The following is a 19,289-nucleotide window of genomic DNA, read 5'->3' as shown; positions in this document are numbered from 1 at the left end:
CAACAACGGCCAGATGATCGCGGAGATCTCCGCCAACCACAAGTCGATCGAGATGTTCCTTCAGATCGCCCAGCGCCTGACCGGCCGCAGCGAGACCAAGAAACAAAAGTCGTCCCTGCTTTCACCCCTGATTGACAAGTTGCGGGGAAAATAAGCCGCCGCATGGAGTTGTTAAGTGTTCGGTAAGCGTAGCGGAACAGACACCGACCTTCGGGCGCCCAAGCCCGGCGCCGTGTCGCCCGAGCCTGCCCAGGCTCCGGCGCCGACGGTGTCGCGCGCCCCGCCTCCGCCGGCCGTCGCCTCGCCGCCGCTTGCGCCTGCCAAGGCGCCGCCGCCTCCGGCCATGGAGAGCCGGCGGTCGGACAATTATTACGAGGTCAAGGCGACCATCTTCGGCGCGCTGATCGAGGCGATCGACCTCGCCCAGCTCGCCAAGCTCGATTCGGAGTCCGCGCGCGAGGAAATCCGCGACATCGTCAACGAGATCATCGCGATCAAGAACATCGTGATGTCGATCGCCGAGCAGGAGGAACTGCTCGACGACATCTGCAACGACGTTCTCGGCTACGGCCCGCTCGAGCCGCTGCTGTCGCGCGACGACATCGCCGACATCATGGTCAACGGCGCCAACACCGTCTACATCGAAGTCGCCGGCAAGATCCAGCGCACGGGAATTCGCTTCCGCGACAACCAGCAGCTCCTCAACATCTGCCAGCGCATCGTCAGCCAGGTCGGCCGGCGCGTCGACGAATCCTCGCCGATCTGCGACGCGCGCCTTGCCGACGGCTCCCGCGTCAACGCCATCGTGCCGCCGCTGTCGATCGACGGCCCCACGCTCACCATCCGCAAATTCAAGAAGGACAAGCTGACGCTCGATCAACTGGTCAAGTTCGGCGCGATCTCGCCGGAAGGCGCCGAAATCCTCCAGATCATCGGTCGCGTCCGCTGCAACGTGCTGATCTCCGGCGGCACCGGCTCCGGCAAGACCACGCTGCTCAACTGCCTGACCAACTATATCGAGCATGACGAGCGCGTCATCACCTGCGAGGACGCCGCCGAGCTCCAGCTCCAGCAGCCTCACGTGGTGCGGCTGGAAACCCGACCGCCCAACATCGAAGGCGAAGGCCAGATCACCATGCGCGAGCTGGTGCGCAACTGCCTGCGTATGCGCCCCGAGCGCATCATCGTCGGCGAGGTCCGCGGACCCGAGGCGTTCGACCTGCTCCAGGCCATGAACACCGGCCATGACGGATCGATGGGCACGCTGCACGCCAACAACCCGCGCGAAGCCCTGTCGCGCTGCGAATCCATGATCACGATGGGAGGCTTCTCGCTTCCCTCACGCACCATCCGCGAGATGATCTGCGCCTCCATCGACGTCATCGTCCAGGCTGCGCGCCTGCGCGACGGCTCGCGCCGCATCACCCACATCACCGAGGTGATGGGCATGGAAGGCGACACCATCATCACCCAGGACATCTTCCTCTACGACATGATCGGCGAGGACGCCAACGGCAAGATCATCGGCCGGCACCGCTCGACCGGCATCGGCCGTCCGAAATTCTGGGAACGCGCCCGCTATTACGGCGACGAGAAGCGCCTTGCCGCTGCGCTGGACGCGGCGGAAGTCGCGCCGAAGACGTGAGCAGTTCAGCATGAACATGCAGGTCCTCGCCCTCGCATTCCTTGCCACCGCAGCGGTCGGCGGCATCGCCTGGGTCTTCCTCTATCCGCTGCTGTCCGGGGAACGAAAGGCCGAAAGCCGCCGCGCTTCGATCTCCCGCGCCGAGGCGCCCACGGCCCGCCAGGCCGAGAAGACCCAGCGCTCGCGCCGCGAGCAGGTCGAGACCACGCTGAAGGATCTCGAGGCGCGACGCCTGCAGGAGAAGAGCGCTCCGCTCCCCGTCCGCCTGTCGCAGGCGGGGCTCGATTGGACGCCGCAGAAGTTCTGGATCGTCTCCGCCGCCGTGGCGGGCGCGTTCTTCGCAGCCGCTCTGTTCGCCGGCGGCGGCCTGATCGGTGCTGCCGGCCTCGCCTTTGCCGGCGGCTTCGGCCTGCCGCGCTGGGCACTGGGCTTCCTGAAAAAGCGCCGCGAGGCCAAGTTCCTGGCGGCACTGCCCGATGCGGTCGACGTGATCGTCCGCGGCATCAAGGCAGGCCTGCCCTTGTTCGAATCGATCAAGGTCGTCGCGGCCGACGCGCCCGAGCCGCTGCGCAGCGAGTTTCTGGCGATCATCGAGACCCAGGCGATCGGCATGCCGCTCGGCGAGGCCTGCTCGCGGCTCTATGATCGCATGCCGTTGCCGGAGGCCAACTTCTTCGGCATCGTCATCTCGATCCAACAGAAATCCGGCGGCAACCTCTCCGAAGCGCTCGGCAACCTTTCCAAGGTGCTGCGCGACCGCAAGAAGATGAGGGAAAAGATCCAGGCCATGTCGATGGAAGCCAAGGCCTCGGCCGGCATCATCAGCTCGCTGCCGCCGATCGTGATGTTCCTCGTCTATCTCACGACGCCACATTACATCTCGGTGCTGTGGACCCATCCCACCGGCCAGCTCATGCTGGTCGGCTGCGTCGTCTGGATGGCGGTCGGCATCATGGTGATGAAGAAGATGATCAATTTCGATTTCTGACGGTGCAGTATGGTCCAGTTTCTTGTCGCGAAACTACATGACGTCCACTTCATGACCATGATGCTGGCGGCCATTGCCGCCAGCGCCACCGTCTATACGCTGGTGATGCCCCTGTTCGCCGGCGAGGGCCTCTCCAAGCGCATGAAGGCGGTGGCAAGCGAGCGCGAGCGCATCCGGCAGCGCGAGCGTGAGCGCCTTCACAAGAATGAAAAGGTCACGCTGCGCCAGACGCCGAAGCAGCTCGTCTCCAAGGTCGTCGAGGACTTCAACCTCACCAAATGGCTCGCGCAGGAAGCTGCGCGCGACAAGCTGATCATGGCGGGTTACCGCGGTCAGGCGCCCTACATCACCTTCCTGTTTGCCCGCATGGTCGCGCCGATGGTGCTCTTCATCGGCTCGGTCGTCTACGTCTTCTTGATCGCGCATCTGCAGCAGGCCATGCCGATCAAGATCGGCATCTGCATCGGCGCCGCCTATCTCGGCCTCCAGGCGCCGATGCTGTTTCTCAGGAATGCGATCTCCAAGCGCCAGCTCTCGATCAAGCGCGCCTTTCCCGACGCGCTCGACCTGCTTCTGATCTGCATCGAATCCGGCATGTCAGTCGAGATGGCGTTCCGGAAGGTCGCCACCGAGATCGTGGGACAGTCGATCGCGCTGTCGGAGGAGTTCACGCTGACCACGGCCGAATTATCCTATCTGCAGGATCGCAAGGTCGCTTACGAGAACTTGGCGCGGCGCACCGGACTCGAGGGCGTCAAATCGGTCTGTCTCGCGCTTCAACAGGCGGAGCGTTACGGCACCCCGCTCGGACATTCCCTGCGCGTCATGGCGCAGGAAAATCGCGACATGCGCATGAACGAGGCTGAAAAGAAGGCTGCCGCCCTGCCGCCGAAGCTGACCGTGCCGATGATCCTGTTCTTCCTGCCCGTGCTGTTCGTGGTCATTCTCGGACCGACCGGCATCAAGATCTCCGAGATGCAATGACGCAGGACACGGGCCGCGCATGCGGCTCGCGGGCAGCTTTCAGGATGAGACGATAGAAGAGACGATCAGCTCTGATCAGTCGGGTTGGCTGAGCGAGGCGACCGGCGTCCGCTTCGGTGCGCCGCGGGGAGCGTCGCTGCGGCTGAGCATCTCCTTGAGATAGGCGACGTTGGCCGCGGCCTGATCCGGTGGCAGATCTGCCTTTACGATGGTCTCGGCTTCGGCGAAGCGGCCCTGCAGACCGACGACAAGGCCGAGATTCTGCCGCACCCGGATGCTCGCACGCGGCGAGGCGTAGGCCTGCCGCAGCGCCTCTTCGGCCTTCGGAAGGTCTCTCGACAACATGTAGGAGAGGCCGAGATTGGAGAGCACACCGGGATCACCCGGTGCGATCTTGAGCGCGCTCGCGTAGTAGGAACGCGCTTCCTCGTGGCGGCCCATCTGGTCCAGCGCCGTGCCCTGCACCGAGAGCAGGCGCCAGTCCGGATTGTCAGGCGAATGCGCTTTCGACAGGACATCGTAGGCCTGCTGGAAATTGCCGTTGTCGGCGAGGGCGCGGCCATATTGGGCGAGCAGCGCCTTGTTGCCGGGATTGGCGATGGTCGCCTGCTCGAGCATAGCGGCGGCCTGGGCACGCTGACCGTTGGCGCGCAACGCCTGACCGTAAGCGAGCGCGGCATCGGCGTCCTTGGGATTGGCGCGGTAGCGCTCGCCATAGACCTCGACGGCGCGCGCCGGATCGGTGGGAGTCGCCTCTGCCCGTGGTCCGCCGATCGAGCCCGTCACGTCGGAGAGTTTCGACATGCCCGTGCAGCCGCCGAGGCCCATGGCCACCGCCGCGACCAGCGAGGTGGACGCAAGAAGCCGGGCAAGACTGAACCGTAGACGCATGACGCTTTGACTCTCGAGCGGATTGATCGAGCCGAACGCGCCAGCAATAGACTGTTAACCCTAACGCCCCGTTAACACCGCTCCCGGGCCGTGCTCTCGTCGATACTCCCGCTCGCAAGCGTCGTCAGGCTTGAGCGGTTGCAATCCAGCAGCAGGTCGAGGCCGCGCTCTCGGGAACGGCAGCCCTCAACACGAGATACGAGACCGTGCGACGACGTTTTCGTCTCGCCCGATCAATATTCGATGGCAAGCCGTTTGCGGATTTCGTCGACGCGCCTGTCGAGCGCATCGAACCGCGCGTGGACGGAGCGGTCGTGGAGATAGAAGACGTAACCGCCGGCAAGGAACGCGAAGATCCAATGGTGGTGCTCGACATAGCCGAAAATCGCCTCGATGGCCTCGCCAATGAATGTGACCACGCTCCACACAAATTCCATTGCATTTCCTCCCGGCGCGCTTTGTCGTCGGTCGCCTGATCTCCAACTCTGGCGACCGTTGCCGGAACCTAGCATGGCCCCCTTTCCGCGAGTAGCGGCTCGCTGAACGGTGGCAGCAAAGCCGATTGCAGCGGCGGCGAAACTCTGCGAAGTCTCATCCATTCGCATGACCCGTTTGATCTGACGATCCGGACCCGCCAATGCCTTCTGTTTTCGAGACGTCACCGGCCGCCATCCCGATCACCTTCGTCACCAAATCGAGCTGGGATCAGGTCGCCGAGGCGCTGCCGCCGCAGCAACGCGCGTTCGCCGCGGCATGCGCCTTTGCCGCCAAGCAGGGCGCCTATCTGGCGCTGCCTGCGCCCGACGGCGCAATCGCACAGGTGCTGTTCGGCCTCGAGGACGAGGGGGCGAGATCGCGCGACCTGTTCCGGCCCGGCGCCCTGCCCGGCCTGCTGCCGCCGGGAATCTATCGCTTTGCCAATGCACCCCACGATGCACGGCTGGCGGCGCTCGCCTTTGCGATCGGGCGCTACCGCTTCGCGCGATACCACAAGGCTGACAGGCCCGACGTCCGGCTGGTGCCGCCCGATGGCGTCGATGCGGCCGAGATCGAGCGGATCGCTGATGCGGCGATGCTCGCGCGCGACCTCATCAACACGCCCTCCAACGACATGGGGCCGGCGGAGCTGGCTGCCGCCGCGCAAGACCTCGCCGCAGAGTTCGGCGCAAGCTTCGCCTGCACCGTCGGCGATGATCTGGAGAAGAACTTCCCGCTGATCCACGCCGTCGGCATGGCCTCGAACCGCGCGCCGCGGCTGATCGACATCGGCTGGGGCGATCCCGATCATCCCAAGGTGACGCTGGTCGGCAAGGGCGTCTGCTTCGACACCGGCGGTCTCGACCTGAAGCCGTCGAGCGGCATGCTGATCATGAAGAAGGACATGGGCGGCGCGGCCAACGTCCTCGCGCTGGCGCGCATGGTGATGGATGCGAAGCTGAAGGTGCGGCTGCGCGTGCTGATTCCCGCGGTGGAGAACGCGGTCGCCGGCAACGCCTTCCGCCCGCTCGACATCTTCACCTCGCGCAAGGGCATCACGGTGGAGATCGGCAATACGGATGCGGAGGGCCGGCTGGTGCTCGCCGACGCGCTGGCGCTGGCTGATGAGGAAAAGCCCGATCTGCTGATCGATCTGGGCACGCTGACCGGTGCCGCGCGTGTCGCGCTGGGACCGGATTTGCCGCCCTTTTACACCAATGATGAGAGCCTTGCCGCCGACCTATCGCGCTGCGCGATGCAGGAGAACGATCCGTTGTGGCGCATGCCGTTGTGGCCGCCTTACGATTCCTGGCTGGACTCCAAGACCGCTACCATCACCAACGCACCATCAGGCGGCTTTGCCGGCTCGATCACCTGCGCGCTGTTCCTGCAGCGCTTCGTCGATCAGGCGAAGAGCTGGCTGCATGTCGACATCTACGGCTGGACGCCGTCGGCAAAGCCGGCCCGTCCCGAAGGCGGCGAGTGCCAGGCCGCACGCGCCATCTACACCTTGCTGAGCGAGCGCTATGCATGATCCGCGAATAACCCCGGCGCGGGGCGACCTCGCCGCGAAATATCTCGAAGGCAAGGTCGAGGCTGATCGCTTCGTCACCGGCGAGGAATTCGAGGTGGTCGATCCGGTCGCGCCGGTGCGCGAGCAGCCGTCGTCGGGCGCGATGCTGATGACGGAGGCGCTGCGCGGCGAACGCGTCACGGTCTACGACCGCAACGGCGAGGGCTGGGCGTGGGGCCAGCTCAATGGCGATGGCTATGTCGGCTGGCTGCCGGATGCAGCGCTCATGAAACCCTCGGCGACGCCGACCCATGTGGTCAGCGCGCTGCGGACGTTCGCCTTCCCCGGTCCCTCGATCAAGCTGCCGCCGGCCGATACGCTCGTGATGGGATCCAGGCTGGCTGTGGCGCGCGAGGACGGCAGCTTCGCCGTGACGCGCGATGGACAATATTTGCCCAAGGCCCATCTCGCCCCGCTCGATCATCGCGAGCCGGATTTCGTGACGGTCGCCGAACGCTTCGCCGGCACGCCCTATCTCTGGGGCGGCAAAAGCAGTTTCGGCATCGATTGCTCCGGCCTCGTCCAGGTGTCGCTGACATCAGCGGGCATCGGCTGCCCACGCGACAGCGACATGCAGCAGGCGGGGCTCGGCCGCGCGCTGGAGCCGCATGAGCGCAGCAGCTTGCTGCGCGGCGATCTCATTTTCTGGAAGGGCCATGTCGCCATCGTCCGCGATGGCAGCACGATGGTTCACGCCAACGCGCATCACATGGCGACGGTGATCGAGGCGATCGAGCCTGCGATTGCGCGGATCAGGCAGGCCGGCAGCGAGGTCGTCGCGATCAAGCGGCTTTAGGGCCGTGGATCGCGGGGATCATACCCGATCTTTGTTCTCGGCATCCGAACAGGTTTCGGACGCGGTTGCTGACGGAACCTGCGCATTGGCACCGGAAGTATGGTTTACCTTGCGGCGCAGCTACGGAACAACGTTACATCTGAGGAGATTTGCGGAACGAAACGCGGCGCCAGTCTTTCTCTGGCTTTAGGAGGTGCCCATGAGTTCTCAAGCCAGAGAAGGCGCGTGTGCGTTCGCTTGGCGAAACTACTTGCTGCTCCACAGCGGCATCAGCGAGAACGACGACAGGCGTTCCGCCCTCTACAGCTACATCTCCAATCTTCGCGGTACCGGCGAGGATGATTTCGATCTCCTGCAGATAGCCGCGGTCGCCTACTTGAAAAAGCTCGATGAATTGCATGACGACCAATGCGCGCGCCGCGCGGCAGATGAACTTCTGGCCGAGCGTTTGGAAGCAAGCAGTTCGCAACAGGACAGATAGCTTAGGTCATAGCACCAGAGCGAAGGAGCGAACAGCATGGCAGACGACACCAATGCAAACCGTTTCGTGCGCGACCCTCAACGGCGCATCGCCGCAGCGACAGCAATCGGCATGAATGCCTTGAAGCCGATGATGCACTTCCAGGTCTCAATGCTGAGGATGTGGGCCGATAGTATCGAGAGGCTCGAGGCCAATTACGACAAGAAGCTGGAAGACACTGCGGCCACACTCGAGGAAGCGCCAGACAAGGAACGCGCCGCGTAACATCAAGGCGGGCTGCCCCGTGCAGCCTGCTCCGGCGAAACGCTCAGGGCGCCGCAATGTCGCGCGTCTGGAATGACGCGCTACGTCGCCACCGACCCGTTGCCCGCCGTCTCCAGCCGGAACGCCGCCGCGAACAGCGCGCGCGTGTATTCGGTCTTCGGGTTCTTGAACAGCTGGGCGGCCTGCCCCTCCTCGACGACCTTGCCGCCGCGCATCACGATCAGATGGCTCGCAAGCGAAGCGACGACGCGCAGATCGTGCGAGATGAACATGTAGGTGAGCTCGCGCTTGCGCTGGAGCTCGCGCAACAGATCGACCATCTGCGCCTGGAACAGCATGTCGAGCGCGCTGGTCGGCTCGTCCAGCACGACGAAATCCGGCTCCAGCACGACCGCCCGCGCGATACTGATGCGCTGGCGCTGGCCGCCGGAGAATTCATGGGGATAGCGGTGGCGGGTGTCAGGCTTCAGCCCGACGTCCTCCAGCGCCTTGACGACGCGCGCCTCGCGCTCTTCGTGCGACAGCTTCGGCTGATGCACCGAGAGACCTTCGGCGATGATGTCGGCGACCGACATGCGCGGTGAGAGCGAGCCGAACGGGTCCTGGAACACGATCTGCATGTCGCGCCGGAACGGCCGCATCTCCTTGAAGCGCAGGCCCTGGATGTCGTTCCCCAAGAACACGATACGCCCGTTTGAGGAGATCAGCCGCAGCAGCGCCAGCCCCAGCGTGGTCTTGCCCGAGCCTGACTCGCCGACCACACCGAGCGTCTCGCCCTTGCGCACGGCGATGCTGACGCCGTCGACCGCCTTGATGTGGCCGACGGTCTTGCGCATCAAGCCGCGCTTGATCGGAAACCAGACCTTCAGGTCGTTGGCGGACATCACCAACGGCGCATCCGGCTGCGGCGGCGCCGGATCGGGCTTCGGCTCCGCCGCGAGCAGGTCGCGCGTGTAGGGATGCTTCGGGCCCTTGAAGACTTGCTCGACCGGCCCCTGCTCGACGATCTCGCCGCTCTTCATGACACAGACGGTGTCGGCGATGCGGCGCACGATGCCGAGATCGTGGGTGATGAAGAGCAGGCTCATGCCGAGCCGCGATCGGATCTCGGCGAGCAGCGCCAGGATCTGCGCCTGCACCGTGACGTCGAGCGCCGTCGTCGGCTCGTCCGCGATCAACAGATCCGGCTCGTTGGCGAGCGCCATCGCGATCATCACACGCTGGCGCTGACCGCCGGAGAGCTGATGCGGATAGCTCTTCAGCCGCGTCTCGGGTTCGGGAATGCCGACCTGCGTCAGCAATTCCAGCGTTCGCCGGCGCGCCTCGGCATTGCTGGTCGGATTGTGCAGCTGGATGATCTCGCCGATCTGCGCCTCGATCGTGTGCAGCGGATTGAGCGAGGTCATCGGCTCCTGGAAGATGATGGAGATGTCGCTGCCGCGAATCTCCCGCATCTGCTGCTCGGAGCGGTCGATCAGTTCCTGCCCCTTGAAGCGGATGCTGCCCGAGGGATGCGAGGCGTTCGGATAGGGCAACAGCTTGAGGATCGAGAGCGCACTGACGGACTTGCCGGAGCCGGATTCGCCGACCAGCGCCAGGCATTCGCCGCGCTTGATCTGGAACGAGACCTTGTCGACCGCGAGCGTGGTGGTGCCGCCCTGGTGGAAGGCCACCGAGAGGTCGCGAACGGCAAGCAGGGGCTGGTTGATCGCGTCCATCAGCTTACCTGAACGTCTTGCGCGGATCGAAGGCGTCGCGCACGGCTTCGCCGATGAAGATCAGGAGCGACAGCATGCTCGCGACCGAGAAGAAGCCGGAAAAGCCGAGCCAGGGGGCCTGCACATTGGCCTTGGCCTGCGACAGCAATTCGCCGAGCGAAGGCGATCCCGGCGGCAGGCCGAAGCCCAGGAAGTCGAGCGCCGTCAGCGTCATCACCGAACTCGACACGATGAAGGGCAGGAACGTCATGGTCGCGACCATCGCGTTCGGCAGCAGGTGGCGGAACATGATGACGGGGTTGGAGACGCCGAGCGCCCGCGCCGCCTGGATGTATTCGAAGTTGCGTCCGCGCAGGAACTCGGCCCGCACCAGACCGACCAGCGAGACCCAGGAGAACAGCAGGAGGATGCCGAGCAGCACGAAGAAGCCGGGCACGAGCACCGAGGACAGGATCAGGAGAAGATAGAGCGAGGGAATCGCCGTCCAGATCTCGATGAAGCGCTGGAAGATGAGATCGACCCGCCCGCCGAAATATCCCTGCACCGCTCCTGCTGCGATGCCGATGACGGACGAGACGATGGTGAGGCAAAGGCCGAACAGCACCGAGATGCGGAAGCCGTAAATCAGCCGCGCGACCACGTCGCGCCCCTGATCGTCCGTCCCCAGCCAGTTGTATTCGAGGTCGCGGCAGCTCTTCAGCCCCTTCTTCTCCACCACCGGCTTGCATTGCGCTTCCGTCAGCATCCAGGTCGGCTTCGACGGCGCCGGCGTCGGCAGGTCGAGATTGTGGGTGTCGTAGGAATAGCGGATCAGGGGCCAGACGATGGTGCCGTTCTTGTCCTTGATCAGCTTCTGCAAATAGGGATCGCGATAGTCGGCCGCGGTTTCGAAGTCGCCGCCGAAGGTGGTTTCCGAATAGGTCACGAAAGCGGGCCAATAGAGCCGGCCGTCGAACTTGATCAGGAAAGGCCGATCGTTGGCGATCAGCTCCGCAAACAGCGAGACCACGAACAGGATGATGAAGATCCAGAACGACCAGTAGCCGCGGCGGTTGGCCTTGAAGTTCTGCCAACGCCGCCTGTTGAGCGGCGAAGGCGCGAAGGGCTTGCGCGTGATCGGAACGACCTCGCCCAGCGGGGACTGGGTCGTGGTCTCGATCGGCGTCGGCGCGGTAACCGTCATCAGACCTCCCGCGCCTCGAAATCGATCCGTGGGTCGATCCACATATAGGTGAGGTCGGAGACCAGATTGATCACGAGGCCGACCAACGAAAAGATGTAGAGCGTTCCGAACACCACGGGATAGTCGCGATTGAGCACGCTCTCGAAGCTGAGCAGCCCGAGCCCGTCCAGCGAGAAGATGGTCTCGATCAGAAGCGAGCCCGAGAAGAAGGCGTGGATGAACGTCCCGGGGAAGCCCGCGATCACGATCAGCATCGCATTGCGGAAGACATGGCCGTAAAGCACCCGGCCCTCGCCGCAGCCCTTGGCGCGCGCGGTCATGACGTATTGCTTGCGGATCTCGTCCAGGAACGAGTTCTTGGTCAGGAACGTCATGGTCGTGAAGGCACCGAGCCCCATGGCGATCAGCGGCAGCGTCAGATGCCAGAAATAATCGATGATCTTCCAGTACCAGGGAAACTGCGACCAGCCGTCCGAGGTCAGTCCGCGCAGCGGAAACCAGTTGAAGAAGGAGCCGCCGGCAAACAGGATGATGAGGAGGATTGCGAACAGAAAGCCTGGAATGGCATAGCCCAGGACGAGAACGGTCGATGTCCAGGTGTCGAAGCGCGTGCCGTCCTTCACCGCCTTGCGGATGCCGAGCGGGATCGAGATCAGATAGGTGATCAGCGTCAGCCAGAGACCGAGCGAGATCGAGACCGGCAGCTTCTCCTTGATCAGTTGCAGAACGCTGACGTCGCGGAAATAGCTCTTGCCGAAATCGAAGCGGGCAAAGTTCCAAACCATCAGCGCGAAGCGTTCCGGCGCCGGCTTGTCGAAGCCGAACTGTGCCTCGAGCTTCTTGATGAAGTCGGGATCAAGGCCCTGCGCGCCGCGATATTTCGAGTTGATGGCATCGCCGCCGGCCCCGACCTGCCCGGGCGCGCGCTGCGCAAAATCGCTGCCGCCCGAAATGCGCGAGGTGCCGCCGGTGTCGGCCCCCGAGAGCTGCGCGATCACGCGCTCGACCGGGCCGCCGGGCGCGAACTGCACGACGACGAAGGAGACGAACAGGATTCCGAGCAATGTCGGGATCATCAGGAGGATGCGGCGGGCGATATAGGCACTCATGGCTATTTCGCCTGCTCGAGCTTGGCCGCCTTGGCGCGGTCGGACCACCAGATGTCGGGAGCGCCGACGCCATTGGCGTAGCGCGGCAGCTTCTGGGAATGGCTGAACTGATCCCAGTACGCGAGCCGGTGCGTCTTGTTATACCATTGCGGCACCCAATAGCGGCCGGCGCGGAACAAGCGGTCAAAGGCACGGCAGGCGACAGTCAATTCCTCGCGGCTCTCGGCTGCCATGATCTTCTCGATCATGGCGTCGATCGCCGGGCTGGCGACGCCCGCGAGATTGTACGAGCCCTTGGTTGCCGCGACTTGCGACGAGAAGAACGCCCGCATGGCATCGCCGGGCGTTGCCGACATGCTGAAGCGCTGGATCGTCATGTCGAAGTCGAAATCTTCCACGCGCGCGCGATATTGCACGGCATCGACGAGGCGGAGGCTCGCCTCGATGCCGAGCGTCCCCAAATTCTTGATATACGGCGCGTGATGCGGCTGGAGCGAGGGCTCCTCCGCCAGGAATTCAATCTTGAACACCTCTCCGCTCGGCAGCATTCGCTTGCCATCCTTGATCGGAAAGCCGGCTTCGTTGAGCAGCTGCTGCGACTTGCGCAAGAGCGCGCGGTCCTGCCCCGATCCGTCGGACACCGGCGGTGCGAAGGGCGCAGCGAACACCTCCTCGGGAACCTGACCGCGGAATGGCTCGAGCAGCTTCAGCTCTTCCGGCGAAGGAGGTCCGTTGCTCGCCATGAGATCGGAGTTCTGGAACGGCGACACCGTACGGGCATAGGCGCCGTACATGATGGTCTTGTTGGTCCACTCGAAGTCGAAAGCGTCGATCAGGGCCTCGCGTACGCGGGGATCCCTGAATTTCTCGCGCCGGGTGTTGATGAACCAGCCCTGCGCACCGGACGGCGTGTCGTCGGGCACGATCTCGAGCTTGACGCGGCCGTCCTTCACGGCCGCGAAGTCGTACCGCGTCGCCCATATGCGCGAGGTAAACTCTTCCCGGTAGAGATAGTTCTTGCCGGTAAATCCTTCGAAAGCGACGTCGCGGTCGCGATAGAACTCATAGCGCACGACATCGAAATTGTAGGTACCGCGGCAGGGCGGCAGATCGGCAGCCCACCAGTCCTTCACCCGCTCATACTCGATATAGCGATTGACCTCGAACTTGCCGACCTTGTACGGACCCGAGCCCAGCGGGATCTCCAGAGACGATTCATCGAACGGGCGAGACGCATAGTACGCCTTCGAGAAGATCGGCAGGCTGGCGGCATAGAGCGGCACGTCGCGCGCCCGCCCCTTGGCAAAGGTGACGACGAGCGTTGCATCGTCGGCCGCCTCTGCGCTGACCATGTCGCGCAGCTGCACCAGGATCAGGGGATGTCCCTTGGTCTTCAGCGTCATCAGCGAAAACGCCGCATCCTGCGCGGTGAGCTTCGTGCCGTCGTGGAATTTCGCCTCCGGACGCATCGTGAAGCGGTAGACCAGCTTGTCCGGCGATATTTGAACGGATTTGGCGGCAAGCCCGTACATCGCATCAGGCTCGTCGCTTGCGCGCACCATCAGCGTCGCGAAGGTCATGTCCATGCCTTGCGCGCCGTCCCCCTTCAGGATGAAGGCGTTGAGCGAGTTGAAGGTCTGGTAGGATTGGTTGTAGGCGCGCACCGACGGAATGAGCGAGAACGTGCCGCCCTTCGGCGCATCGACGTTGACGTAGTGGAAATGGTGGAAGTCGGCGGGATATTTGAGATCGCCGAACGCCGAGATGCCGTGAGCTTCGATCCCCGCTTCCGATGCATGCGCTCCGCGCCACGGCTGCGCGCCCAGCGACATCCCGAGGGTGCCGCCGACACCGAGGGCCAGCACGTGGCGGCGTGACATCTGCGTCATGCGGGGAATGTCCTTCACGACTTCTTTGCGATCCGCGCCGCCTTCTCTGCGTCGTACCACCAGATGAACGGGAAGCCGGATTGGCCGTATTTGGGCATTTCCGTCGGCCGGCCGAAGCGATCCCAGCGTGCCGTACGCACCTTGTTATAAGTCCATTGCGGCACGACATAATGATTCCACAGCAGCACGCGGTCGAGTGCCTTGGTGGCCGCGACGAGATCGTCGCGATCGGCGGCGTAGATCACCCGCTCGATCAGCTTGTCGATTGCGGGATTCTTGATGCCCGCAATGTTGCGCGAGCCGGCGATGTCAGCCGTCTTGGACGACCAGAACTCGCGCTGCTCATTGCCTGGCGACTGCGACTCGCCCCACGAGTTTGTGACGATGTCGAAATCCCACTCGCGCGTCCTGTTCTCGTACTGGGTCGGGTCGACCGTCCGCACGTTGACGGCAATGCCGAGCCGCTCCAGGGACGGCTTGTAGAACAGCGTGATCCGCTCGAAGCTCGGATCCGAGTTCAGCAGTTCGAGCGTGAACTGGACGCCGGTCTTGACGTCGGTCAGCTTGCGGTCGCGCACCTCGTAGCCGGCCTCCTTGAACAGGCGGAGCGCCTCGCGCAGATTATCGCGCACGGCTTCCGGATTGCCGCCGACCGGATTGGTGTAGGCCGTGGTGAAGACTTCGGGCGGCACCTGGGTGCGGACGGTCTCGAGGATCTCAAGCTCCTTGCCCTGCGGCAAGCCGGTCGCCATGAGTTCGTCGATGCCGTCGAAATAGCTGTTGATGCGCTTGTACTGGCCGTAGAAGATCTGCTTGTTCATCTCCTCGAAGTCGAACGCGTAGTTGAGCGCGCGCCGCACGCGCGGGTCGCTGAACTTGCCGCGGCGCAGGTTCGGCACGAACGCCTGCATCACGCCCGAGCTGCGATTGGCGAACTCCTCGAGGATCACGCGCTTTTCGCTCACGGCCGGGAAGTCGTAGGCGGTCGCCCAGTTCTTCGCGCTGTTCTCGGTGCGCCAATCGACCTGGTCGGCCTTGAAGGCCTCGATCGCGACGGTGGCGTCGCGGAAATATTCGTAGCGCAGCTCGTCGAAATTGTTGCGGCCGACATTGGAGGCGAGGTCGCGGCCCCAATAGTCCTTGACGCGCTCCAGCGCGATCGACCGTCCCGCAACGAAGTCCTTGACCCTGTAGGGGCCAGAACCGAGCGGGACTTCAAGCGTGGTGGCGGACACGTCGCGCTTGCGGCCCTGCGCGTCGGTCCCTTCCCACCAATGCTTCGGCAGGACTGTGAGTTGCCCGACGATCTGCGGCAGTTCGCGGTTGCCCGGCGCGTCGAATACGAATTTCACCTCGCGCTCGCCGAGCTTCTCGGCCTTCACCACATGGCTGTAATAGGCCGAGTACATCGGGTGGTGCTTCTTGAAGGAATCGAGCGAGAAGATCACGTCATCCGCGGTAACGGGCTTGCCGTCGTGCCATTTGGCCTCCGGCCGCAAACGATAGGTGACGAAGGAAAAATCGTCCGGATGGCTGACGGCCTCGGCGAGCGCGCCGTACTCGGTCGAGACTTCGTCGAGCGAGGGCGTCGTGAGGGATTCGTAGATGAATGCGACGGCGCCGGCGACCTGCCCCTTCACGCCCGACACGACGATATTGAAATTGTCGAAGGTGCCGACCGCGATCTGGCGCGCGACGCCGCCTTTGGGCGCTTCAGGATTGACGTAGTCGAAGCGCGTGAAGTCGGCGGGGTACTTGACCTTTCCGAACAGTGACAGCGCGTGGCGCCAAGGCAGCTCGCCGGCGGATTGCGCCTGCGCTGAGCCGACGGCGGAAACGCTGCCCAGGGAACCGAGGGCGGGGAGCGCTGCGGCCGCAGTGCCGGTGAGCAGGAGATCGCGTCGGGTTATGGCCAAATCAATAGTCCTGTCTTGAAGGAGGCTACTCCTTTAAGGTCCCAATATAGGCGAGGTTTCGACCGAATATGTTGCTTTTTCCTCATCTTGGAAGGCCGGGCGGCCTGTCTGATGCGGCCAAACGCCCCGATAAACTCGCCGCGAGGCCCGGATAAGGAAACGGCCAGGCTTTTCAGCCTGGCCGCATATTCCAAGATCGGGTTCTTGAGGCCTTACTTCGACGCGGTCGGCAGCGGCTGAGGATGCTCCGACAGCGAGTTCAAATAGGCAATGACGTCGGCGCGCTCGGAATCCTTGGCAATGCCGGCGAAGCCCATCGCGGTGCCCGGGATGAAGCCCTTCGGATTGGCGATGAACTTGTTGAGGTCGTCGAACGTCCAGGTACCGCCCTTGCCTTTCATGGCAGCGGAGAAGTTGAAGCCGCCGCGGCCCTCGCCCCTCTTCTCGCCGACGACGCCATAGAGGTTCGGACCGACGCGATTCGGGCCACCCTTCTCGAAGGTGTGGCAGGCGCCGCACTTCTTGGCGGCGGAGGCGCCCTTTTCGACGGAGGCGGTCTGGAGCAACTTTTCGATCGGCTCGGAGGCCGCAGCGGCAGCGCCGCCTTCCTTGCCGTGGCCGGCATCTTCCTTCACGGCGATCTCGAAACCCGGCTTCTCGAGCGGCTTCGGCGTGAACAGCGCATTGGCGGTGAAGCTGGTCACCAGCAGAAGGAGACAGGTGCCGAGCACAGCACCGAGAATTTTATTGAGTTCGAAAGAGTCCATTTCCGGCCAGGCCCCACACCGCAAGAAGAATCGAGCGGCCAGGCGGCCGCCAGGACGAGCCTCGGGAGAATCAAGCGTTCCCTATCGTTTCCCCGAGTTTTGCCATTGAGATATCGGTTTGCCCGGGGTCTGGCAACCCGTATAAGCGACCCGGCTTTCGGGCCGTCCCCACCCTATTTCCCGGCGCGGAAAACGCCCCGTTTCCAGGCCCTTGACCCCAGACCTTTGAACCCGATGATCGATCCCCGCATCCTGGTGCTGATCCCGGCCCGTATGGCCGCCACCCGCCTGCCCGGCAAGCCACTCGCCGATATCGCGGGATTGCCGATGATCGTGCACGTGCTGCGCCGCGCCGAGGCCGCCGGGATAGGCAGGGTCGCGGTCGCGACCGATACGCCCGAGATCGCTTCGGTCGTGACGGCCCATGGCGGCGAGGCCGTGATGACCAGCCCCACACACCCCTCCGGCTCCGACCGCATCCACGAGGCCATGCAGAAGCTCGATCCGGACGGCAAGGCCGAGATCGTGGTCAATCTGCAGGGGGATTTTCCGACGATCACGATCGACAACATCCGCGAGGTGCTGCCGCCGCTGCAGGACCCGGCCGTGGACATCGCGACACTGGCCTCGCAGATCCACACCGAGGAGGAGGATCTCGCCCCGAGCGTCGTGAAGGCGATCGGAACCTCGCTCGGCGGCAAGCGCATGCGTGCACTTTATTTCACCCGCGCGACCGCGCCGACCGGCGACGGACCGCGTTACCACCATATCGGCCTCTATGCCTATCGCCGCGCCGCGCTGGAGCGTTACGTTTCGCTGCCGCCCTCGCCGCTGGAATTGCAGGAGAAGCTCGAACAGCTCCGGGCGCTCGAGGCCGGAATGCGCATCGACTTCACCATCGTCGACACCGTACCGCGTGGGGTCGACACGCCGGCGGACCTGGAAACCGCCCGCAGCATCCTTTCCAAATCCTGAGCCGCTGTTACAAGGCCGACCCAGGAGCACTTTTAAGACATGAGCAAGATGAAGATCGCATTCCAGGGCGAGCCCGGGGCCAATTCCCACATCGCCATCGTCGAGGCCTATCCCGACGCCGAGCCGATGCCCTGCGCCACCTTCGAGGACGCGCTGTCGGCGATCTCCTCCGGCGAGGCCGATCTCGGCATGATCCCGATCGAGAATTCGGTCGCGGGCCGTGTTGCCGATATCCATCACCTCTTGCCGGCCTCCGGCCTTTTCATCATCGGTGAATGGTTTTTGCCGGTCCGGCATCAGCTGATGGCGGTGAAGGGCACCAAGCTCGACGACATCAAGAGCGTTGAGAGCCATGTGCATGCGCTCGGCCAATGCCGGCGCATCATCCGCAAGCTCGGCGTCAAGCCGATCGTGCATGCCGACACCGCCGGCAGCGCTCGCGACATCTCCGAGCGCAAGGACAAGACGGTGGCCGCGATCGCCTCCCGCCTCGCCGCCAAGATCTACGGCCTCGACATCCTCGCGGAGGACATCGAGGACGAGGCGCACAACACCACCCGCTTCGTGGTGCTGGCGCGCGAGCCGAAATGGGCCGCCCAAGGCTCCGGCCCGCTGGTCACGACTTTTGTGTTCCGGGTGCGCAATTTGCCGGCCGCGCTCTACAAGGCGCTCGGCGGCTTTGCCACCAACGGCGTCAACATGACCAAGCTCGAAAGCTACATGGTCGACGGCAATTTCTTCGCCACGCAGTTCTACGCCGACGTCGACGGCCACCCCGAGGACAAGGGCCTCGCCTTCGCGATCGAGGAGCTGAAATTCTTCTCGCGCGAATTCCGCATCGTCGGCGTGTATCCCGGCCACCCCTTCCGCGCCACGTTCAGCGAAGCGCAGCAGGATTAGTCGCGTGTCCCGGACGCGCGAAGCGCGAGCCGGGACCCAGGGGCCAAGATACCCGGAGGCGCGATGGGCCCCGGCTCTGCAGCGCATCGCTGAAGGAGCGCTGCGCTGCGTCCGGGGCACGATATTCTTACGCGGTCGCTTTAAGCCCGAACGCCTCGGCGAGCAGCGAATACGACTTCTTCCGCGCCTCGTGGTCGTACACCGCCGTGATCGCCATCAGCTCGTCCGGCTTGCTCGCGTCGATCAGCGGCTGCAGTTTCTTCCGTACCGTCGCGGGGCTGCCGACGAACAGGCGGGAACGGTTGCGGAGGATCGAGGTGCGCTCGGAGTCGGAGTAAGGATAGGCTTGGGCCTCCTCGACGCTCGGCAGCGGCAGATATTGACCGCGGTCGCGGCGCAGCCGGTTGAGGTCGAACGAGCTGGCAAGGCGTTCGGCCTCCTCATCGGTATCGGCGGTGACGACGGCGACCGCGAGGATCGCTTGCGGGCTCGCACGCCAGGCCGAGGGCTGGAAGCGGTTGCGGTAATGCACCATCGCGTCGACCGCGTCGTGGGACGCGAAATGATGCGCGAAGGCGAAGCCCATGCCGACCTGTGCCGCCAATTCCGAGGAATAATCGCTGGAGCCGAGCAGCCAGATCGGCGGCAGCTTGGTGTCGTCGGGCATGGCGACGACGTTGTGGTAGGGGTGCCCTGCGGGGAATTCACGGGTCTCCCACAGAATCAGCTCGTG

The 19,289-nt window shown here is 64.1% G+C and carries 18 protein-coding genes and 1 pseudogene; 10 read left to right on the top strand and 9 right to left on the bottom strand.

The features are described from left to right. The 4 genes and pseudogenes from IC66_RS46500 to IC66_RS0129120 all read left to right on the top strand — a co-directional run. Positions 1-154: pseudogene (locus IC66_RS46500) on the top strand (CtpF protein); the annotation flags it as partial. Positions 155-175: 21 nt separating this feature from the next. Next, complete coding sequence (locus IC66_RS0129130; RefSeq protein WP_028142103.1) at positions 176-1,645, top strand: CpaF family protein; 1,470 nt, start codon at positions 176-178, stop codon at positions 1,643-1,645. Positions 1,646-1,655: 10 nt separating this feature from the next. Beyond that, positions 1,656-2,633, top strand: a complete 978-nt coding sequence (locus tag IC66_RS0129125) for a type II secretion system F family protein (protein WP_038950031.1) — start codon at positions 1,656-1,658, stop codon at positions 2,631-2,633. A gap of 9 nt (positions 2,634-2,642) precedes the next feature. Next, the gene (locus IC66_RS0129120; RefSeq protein WP_028142105.1) at positions 2,643-3,617 is read left to right on the top strand and encodes a type II secretion system F family protein; all 975 of its coding nucleotides are present in this window, start codon (positions 2,643-2,645) and stop codon (positions 3,615-3,617) included. 75 nt (positions 3,618-3,692) lie between these two features. On the opposite strand, the gene IC66_RS0129115 is transcribed toward IC66_RS0129120, so the two are convergent. Together IC66_RS0129115 and IC66_RS0129110 are read right to left on the bottom strand one after the other, a co-directional pair. Continuing rightward, a complete protein-coding gene (locus IC66_RS0129115) occupies positions 3,693-4,508 on the bottom strand; it encodes a tetratricopeptide repeat protein (RefSeq protein ID WP_038950029.1) in 816 nt (271 codons plus the stop codon). A 233-nt stretch (positions 4,509-4,741) separates the two neighbouring features. After that, a complete protein-coding gene (locus IC66_RS0129110) occupies positions 4,742-4,945 on the bottom strand; it encodes a hypothetical protein (protein ID WP_018318792.1) in 204 nt (67 codons plus the stop codon). 200 nt (positions 4,946-5,145) lie between these two features. Between IC66_RS0129110 and IC66_RS0129105 the strand changes: the two genes are divergently transcribed. The 4 genes from IC66_RS0129105 to IC66_RS0129090 all read left to right on the top strand — a co-directional run bounded on the left by IC66_RS0129105 (position 5,146) and on the right by IC66_RS0129090 (position 8,099). Beyond that, positions 5,146-6,519 carry a leucyl aminopeptidase family protein gene (locus IC66_RS0129105; RefSeq protein ID WP_038950028.1) on the top strand — a complete coding sequence of 458 codons (1,374 nt, stop codon included), beginning with the start codon at positions 5,146-5,148 and terminating at the stop codon, positions 6,517-6,519. After that, a complete protein-coding gene (locus tag IC66_RS0129100; RefSeq protein ID WP_028142108.1) occupies positions 6,512-7,354 on the top strand; it encodes a C40 family peptidase in 843 nt (280 codons plus the stop codon). Before IC66_RS0129105 ends, IC66_RS0129100 begins: the two co-directional genes overlap by 8 nt. 199 nt (positions 7,355-7,553) lie before the next feature. After that, positions 7,554-7,835, top strand: coding sequence for a hypothetical protein (locus IC66_RS0129095; RefSeq protein WP_028142109.1), 282 nt, complete (start codon positions 7,554-7,556; stop codon positions 7,833-7,835). A 36-nt stretch (positions 7,836-7,871) separates the two neighbouring features. Then, complete coding sequence (locus tag IC66_RS0129090) at positions 7,872-8,099, top strand: hypothetical protein (RefSeq protein WP_028142110.1); 228 nt, start codon at positions 7,872-7,874, stop codon at positions 8,097-8,099. A gap of 80 nt (positions 8,100-8,179) precedes the next feature. On the opposite strand, the gene IC66_RS0129085 is transcribed toward IC66_RS0129090, so the two are convergent. The 6 genes from IC66_RS0129085 to IC66_RS0129060 all read right to left on the bottom strand — a co-directional run bounded on the left by IC66_RS0129085 (position 8,180) and on the right by IC66_RS0129060 (position 16,681). Then, on the bottom strand, positions 8,180-9,817 hold the full coding sequence (locus tag IC66_RS0129085; RefSeq protein ID WP_028142111.1) for an ABC transporter ATP-binding protein: 1,638 nt from the start codon (positions 9,815-9,817) through the stop codon (positions 8,180-8,182). Positions 9,818-9,821: 4 nt separating this feature from the next. After that, entirely contained in the window at positions 9,822-11,000 is a 1,179-nt protein-coding gene (locus tag IC66_RS0129080) for an ABC transporter permease (RefSeq protein ID WP_038950027.1), read from the bottom strand. Beyond that, positions 11,000-12,109: a microcin C ABC transporter permease YejB gene (locus tag IC66_RS0129075; RefSeq protein ID WP_028142113.1), complete on the bottom strand. Its 1,110-nt coding sequence runs from the start codon at positions 12,107-12,109 to the stop codon at positions 11,000-11,002. The genes IC66_RS0129080 and IC66_RS0129075 overlap by 1 nt, the downstream gene beginning before the upstream one ends. A gap of 2 nt (positions 12,110-12,111) precedes the next feature. Continuing rightward, entirely contained in the window at positions 12,112-13,998 is a 1,887-nt protein-coding gene (locus tag IC66_RS0129070; RefSeq protein WP_038950026.1) for an extracellular solute-binding protein, read from the bottom strand. A gap of 14 nt (positions 13,999-14,012) precedes the next feature. Then, complete coding sequence (locus IC66_RS0129065) at positions 14,013-15,914, bottom strand: extracellular solute-binding protein (protein WP_038950025.1); 1,902 nt, start codon at positions 15,912-15,914, stop codon at positions 14,013-14,015. A gap of 212 nt (positions 15,915-16,126) precedes the next feature. Continuing rightward, positions 16,127-16,681, bottom strand: a complete 555-nt coding sequence (locus IC66_RS0129060) for a c-type cytochrome (protein WP_028142116.1) — start codon at positions 16,679-16,681, stop codon at positions 16,127-16,129. Between the two features lie 234 nt (positions 16,682-16,915). Here IC66_RS0129060 and IC66_RS0129055 point away from each other — a divergent pair, with 234 nt between their 5' ends. Together IC66_RS0129055 and IC66_RS0129050 are read left to right on the top strand one after the other, a co-directional pair. Further along, positions 16,916-17,656 (top strand): 3-deoxy-manno-octulosonate cytidylyltransferase, encoded by a 741-nt coding sequence (locus tag IC66_RS0129055; protein WP_028142117.1) that lies wholly within the window; start codon positions 16,916-16,918, stop codon positions 17,654-17,656. A 39-nt stretch (positions 17,657-17,695) separates the two neighbouring features. Further along, the gene (locus tag IC66_RS0129050) at positions 17,696-18,556 is read left to right on the top strand and encodes a prephenate dehydratase (protein ID WP_028142118.1); all 861 of its coding nucleotides are present in this window, start codon (positions 17,696-17,698) and stop codon (positions 18,554-18,556) included. 127 nt (positions 18,557-18,683) lie between these two features. Here IC66_RS0129050 and IC66_RS0129045 read toward each other — a convergent pair. Continuing rightward, on the bottom strand, positions 18,684-19,289 hold a 606-nt coding region (locus tag IC66_RS0129045), incomplete at its 5' end, for an MsnO8 family LLM class oxidoreductase (RefSeq protein ID WP_038950024.1).

The organism is Bradyrhizobium genomosp. III (genome assembly GCF_000261705.1).
Lineage (GTDB): Bacteria > Pseudomonadota > Alphaproteobacteria > Rhizobiales > Xanthobacteraceae > Bradyrhizobium > Bradyrhizobium ottawaense.
Note: the sequence above shows the minus strand (reverse complement) of the source record. Positions and strands in the feature narration are given on the sequence as shown.

Bases quoted from the DNA above. Each gene is read 5' to 3' on its own strand.
- IC66_RS0129075 (WP_028142113.1), bottom strand. From the start codon at position 12,109: ATGAGTGCCTATATCGCCCGCCGCATCCTCCTGATGATCCCGACATTG.
- IC66_RS0129100 (WP_028142108.1), top strand. From the start codon at position 6,512: ATGCATGATCCGCGAATAACCCCGGCGCGGGGCGACCTCGCCGCGAAA.
- IC66_RS0129115 (WP_038950029.1), bottom strand. From the start codon at position 4,508: ATGCGTCTACGGTTCAGTCTTGCCCGGCTTCTTGCGTCCACCTCGCTG.
- IC66_RS0129090 (WP_028142110.1), top strand. From the start codon at position 7,872: ATGGCAGACGACACCAATGCAAACCGTTTCGTGCGCGACCCTCAACGG.
- IC66_RS0129055 (WP_028142117.1), top strand. From the start codon at position 16,916: ATGATCGATCCCCGCATCCTGGTGCTGATCCCGGCCCGTATGGCCGCC.
- IC66_RS0129125 (WP_038950031.1), top strand. From the start codon at position 1,656: ATGAACATGCAGGTCCTCGCCCTCGCATTCCTTGCCACCGCAGCGGTC.
- IC66_RS0129060 (WP_028142116.1), bottom strand. From the start codon at position 16,681: ATGGACTCTTTCGAACTCAATAAAATTCTCGGTGCTGTGCTCGGCACC.
- IC66_RS0129105 (WP_038950028.1), top strand. From the start codon at position 5,146: ATGCCTTCTGTTTTCGAGACGTCACCGGCCGCCATCCCGATCACCTTC.
- IC66_RS0129080 (WP_038950027.1), bottom strand. From the start codon at position 11,000: ATGACGGTTACCGCGCCGACGCCGATCGAGACCACGACCCAGTCCCCG.
- IC66_RS0129095 (WP_028142109.1), top strand. From the start codon at position 7,554: ATGAGTTCTCAAGCCAGAGAAGGCGCGTGTGCGTTCGCTTGGCGAAAC.
- IC66_RS0129120 (WP_028142105.1), top strand. From the start codon at position 2,643: ATGGTCCAGTTTCTTGTCGCGAAACTACATGACGTCCACTTCATGACC.
- IC66_RS0129050 (WP_028142118.1), top strand. From the start codon at position 17,696: ATGAGCAAGATGAAGATCGCATTCCAGGGCGAGCCCGGGGCCAATTCC.
- IC66_RS0129070 (WP_038950026.1), bottom strand. From the start codon at position 13,998: ATGACGCAGATGTCACGCCGCCACGTGCTGGCCCTCGGTGTCGGCGGC.
- IC66_RS0129085 (WP_028142111.1), bottom strand. From the start codon at position 9,817: ATGGACGCGATCAACCAGCCCCTGCTTGCCGTTCGCGACCTCTCGGTG.
- IC66_RS0129110 (WP_018318792.1), bottom strand. From the start codon at position 4,945: ATGGAATTTGTGTGGAGCGTGGTCACATTCATTGGCGAGGCCATCGAG.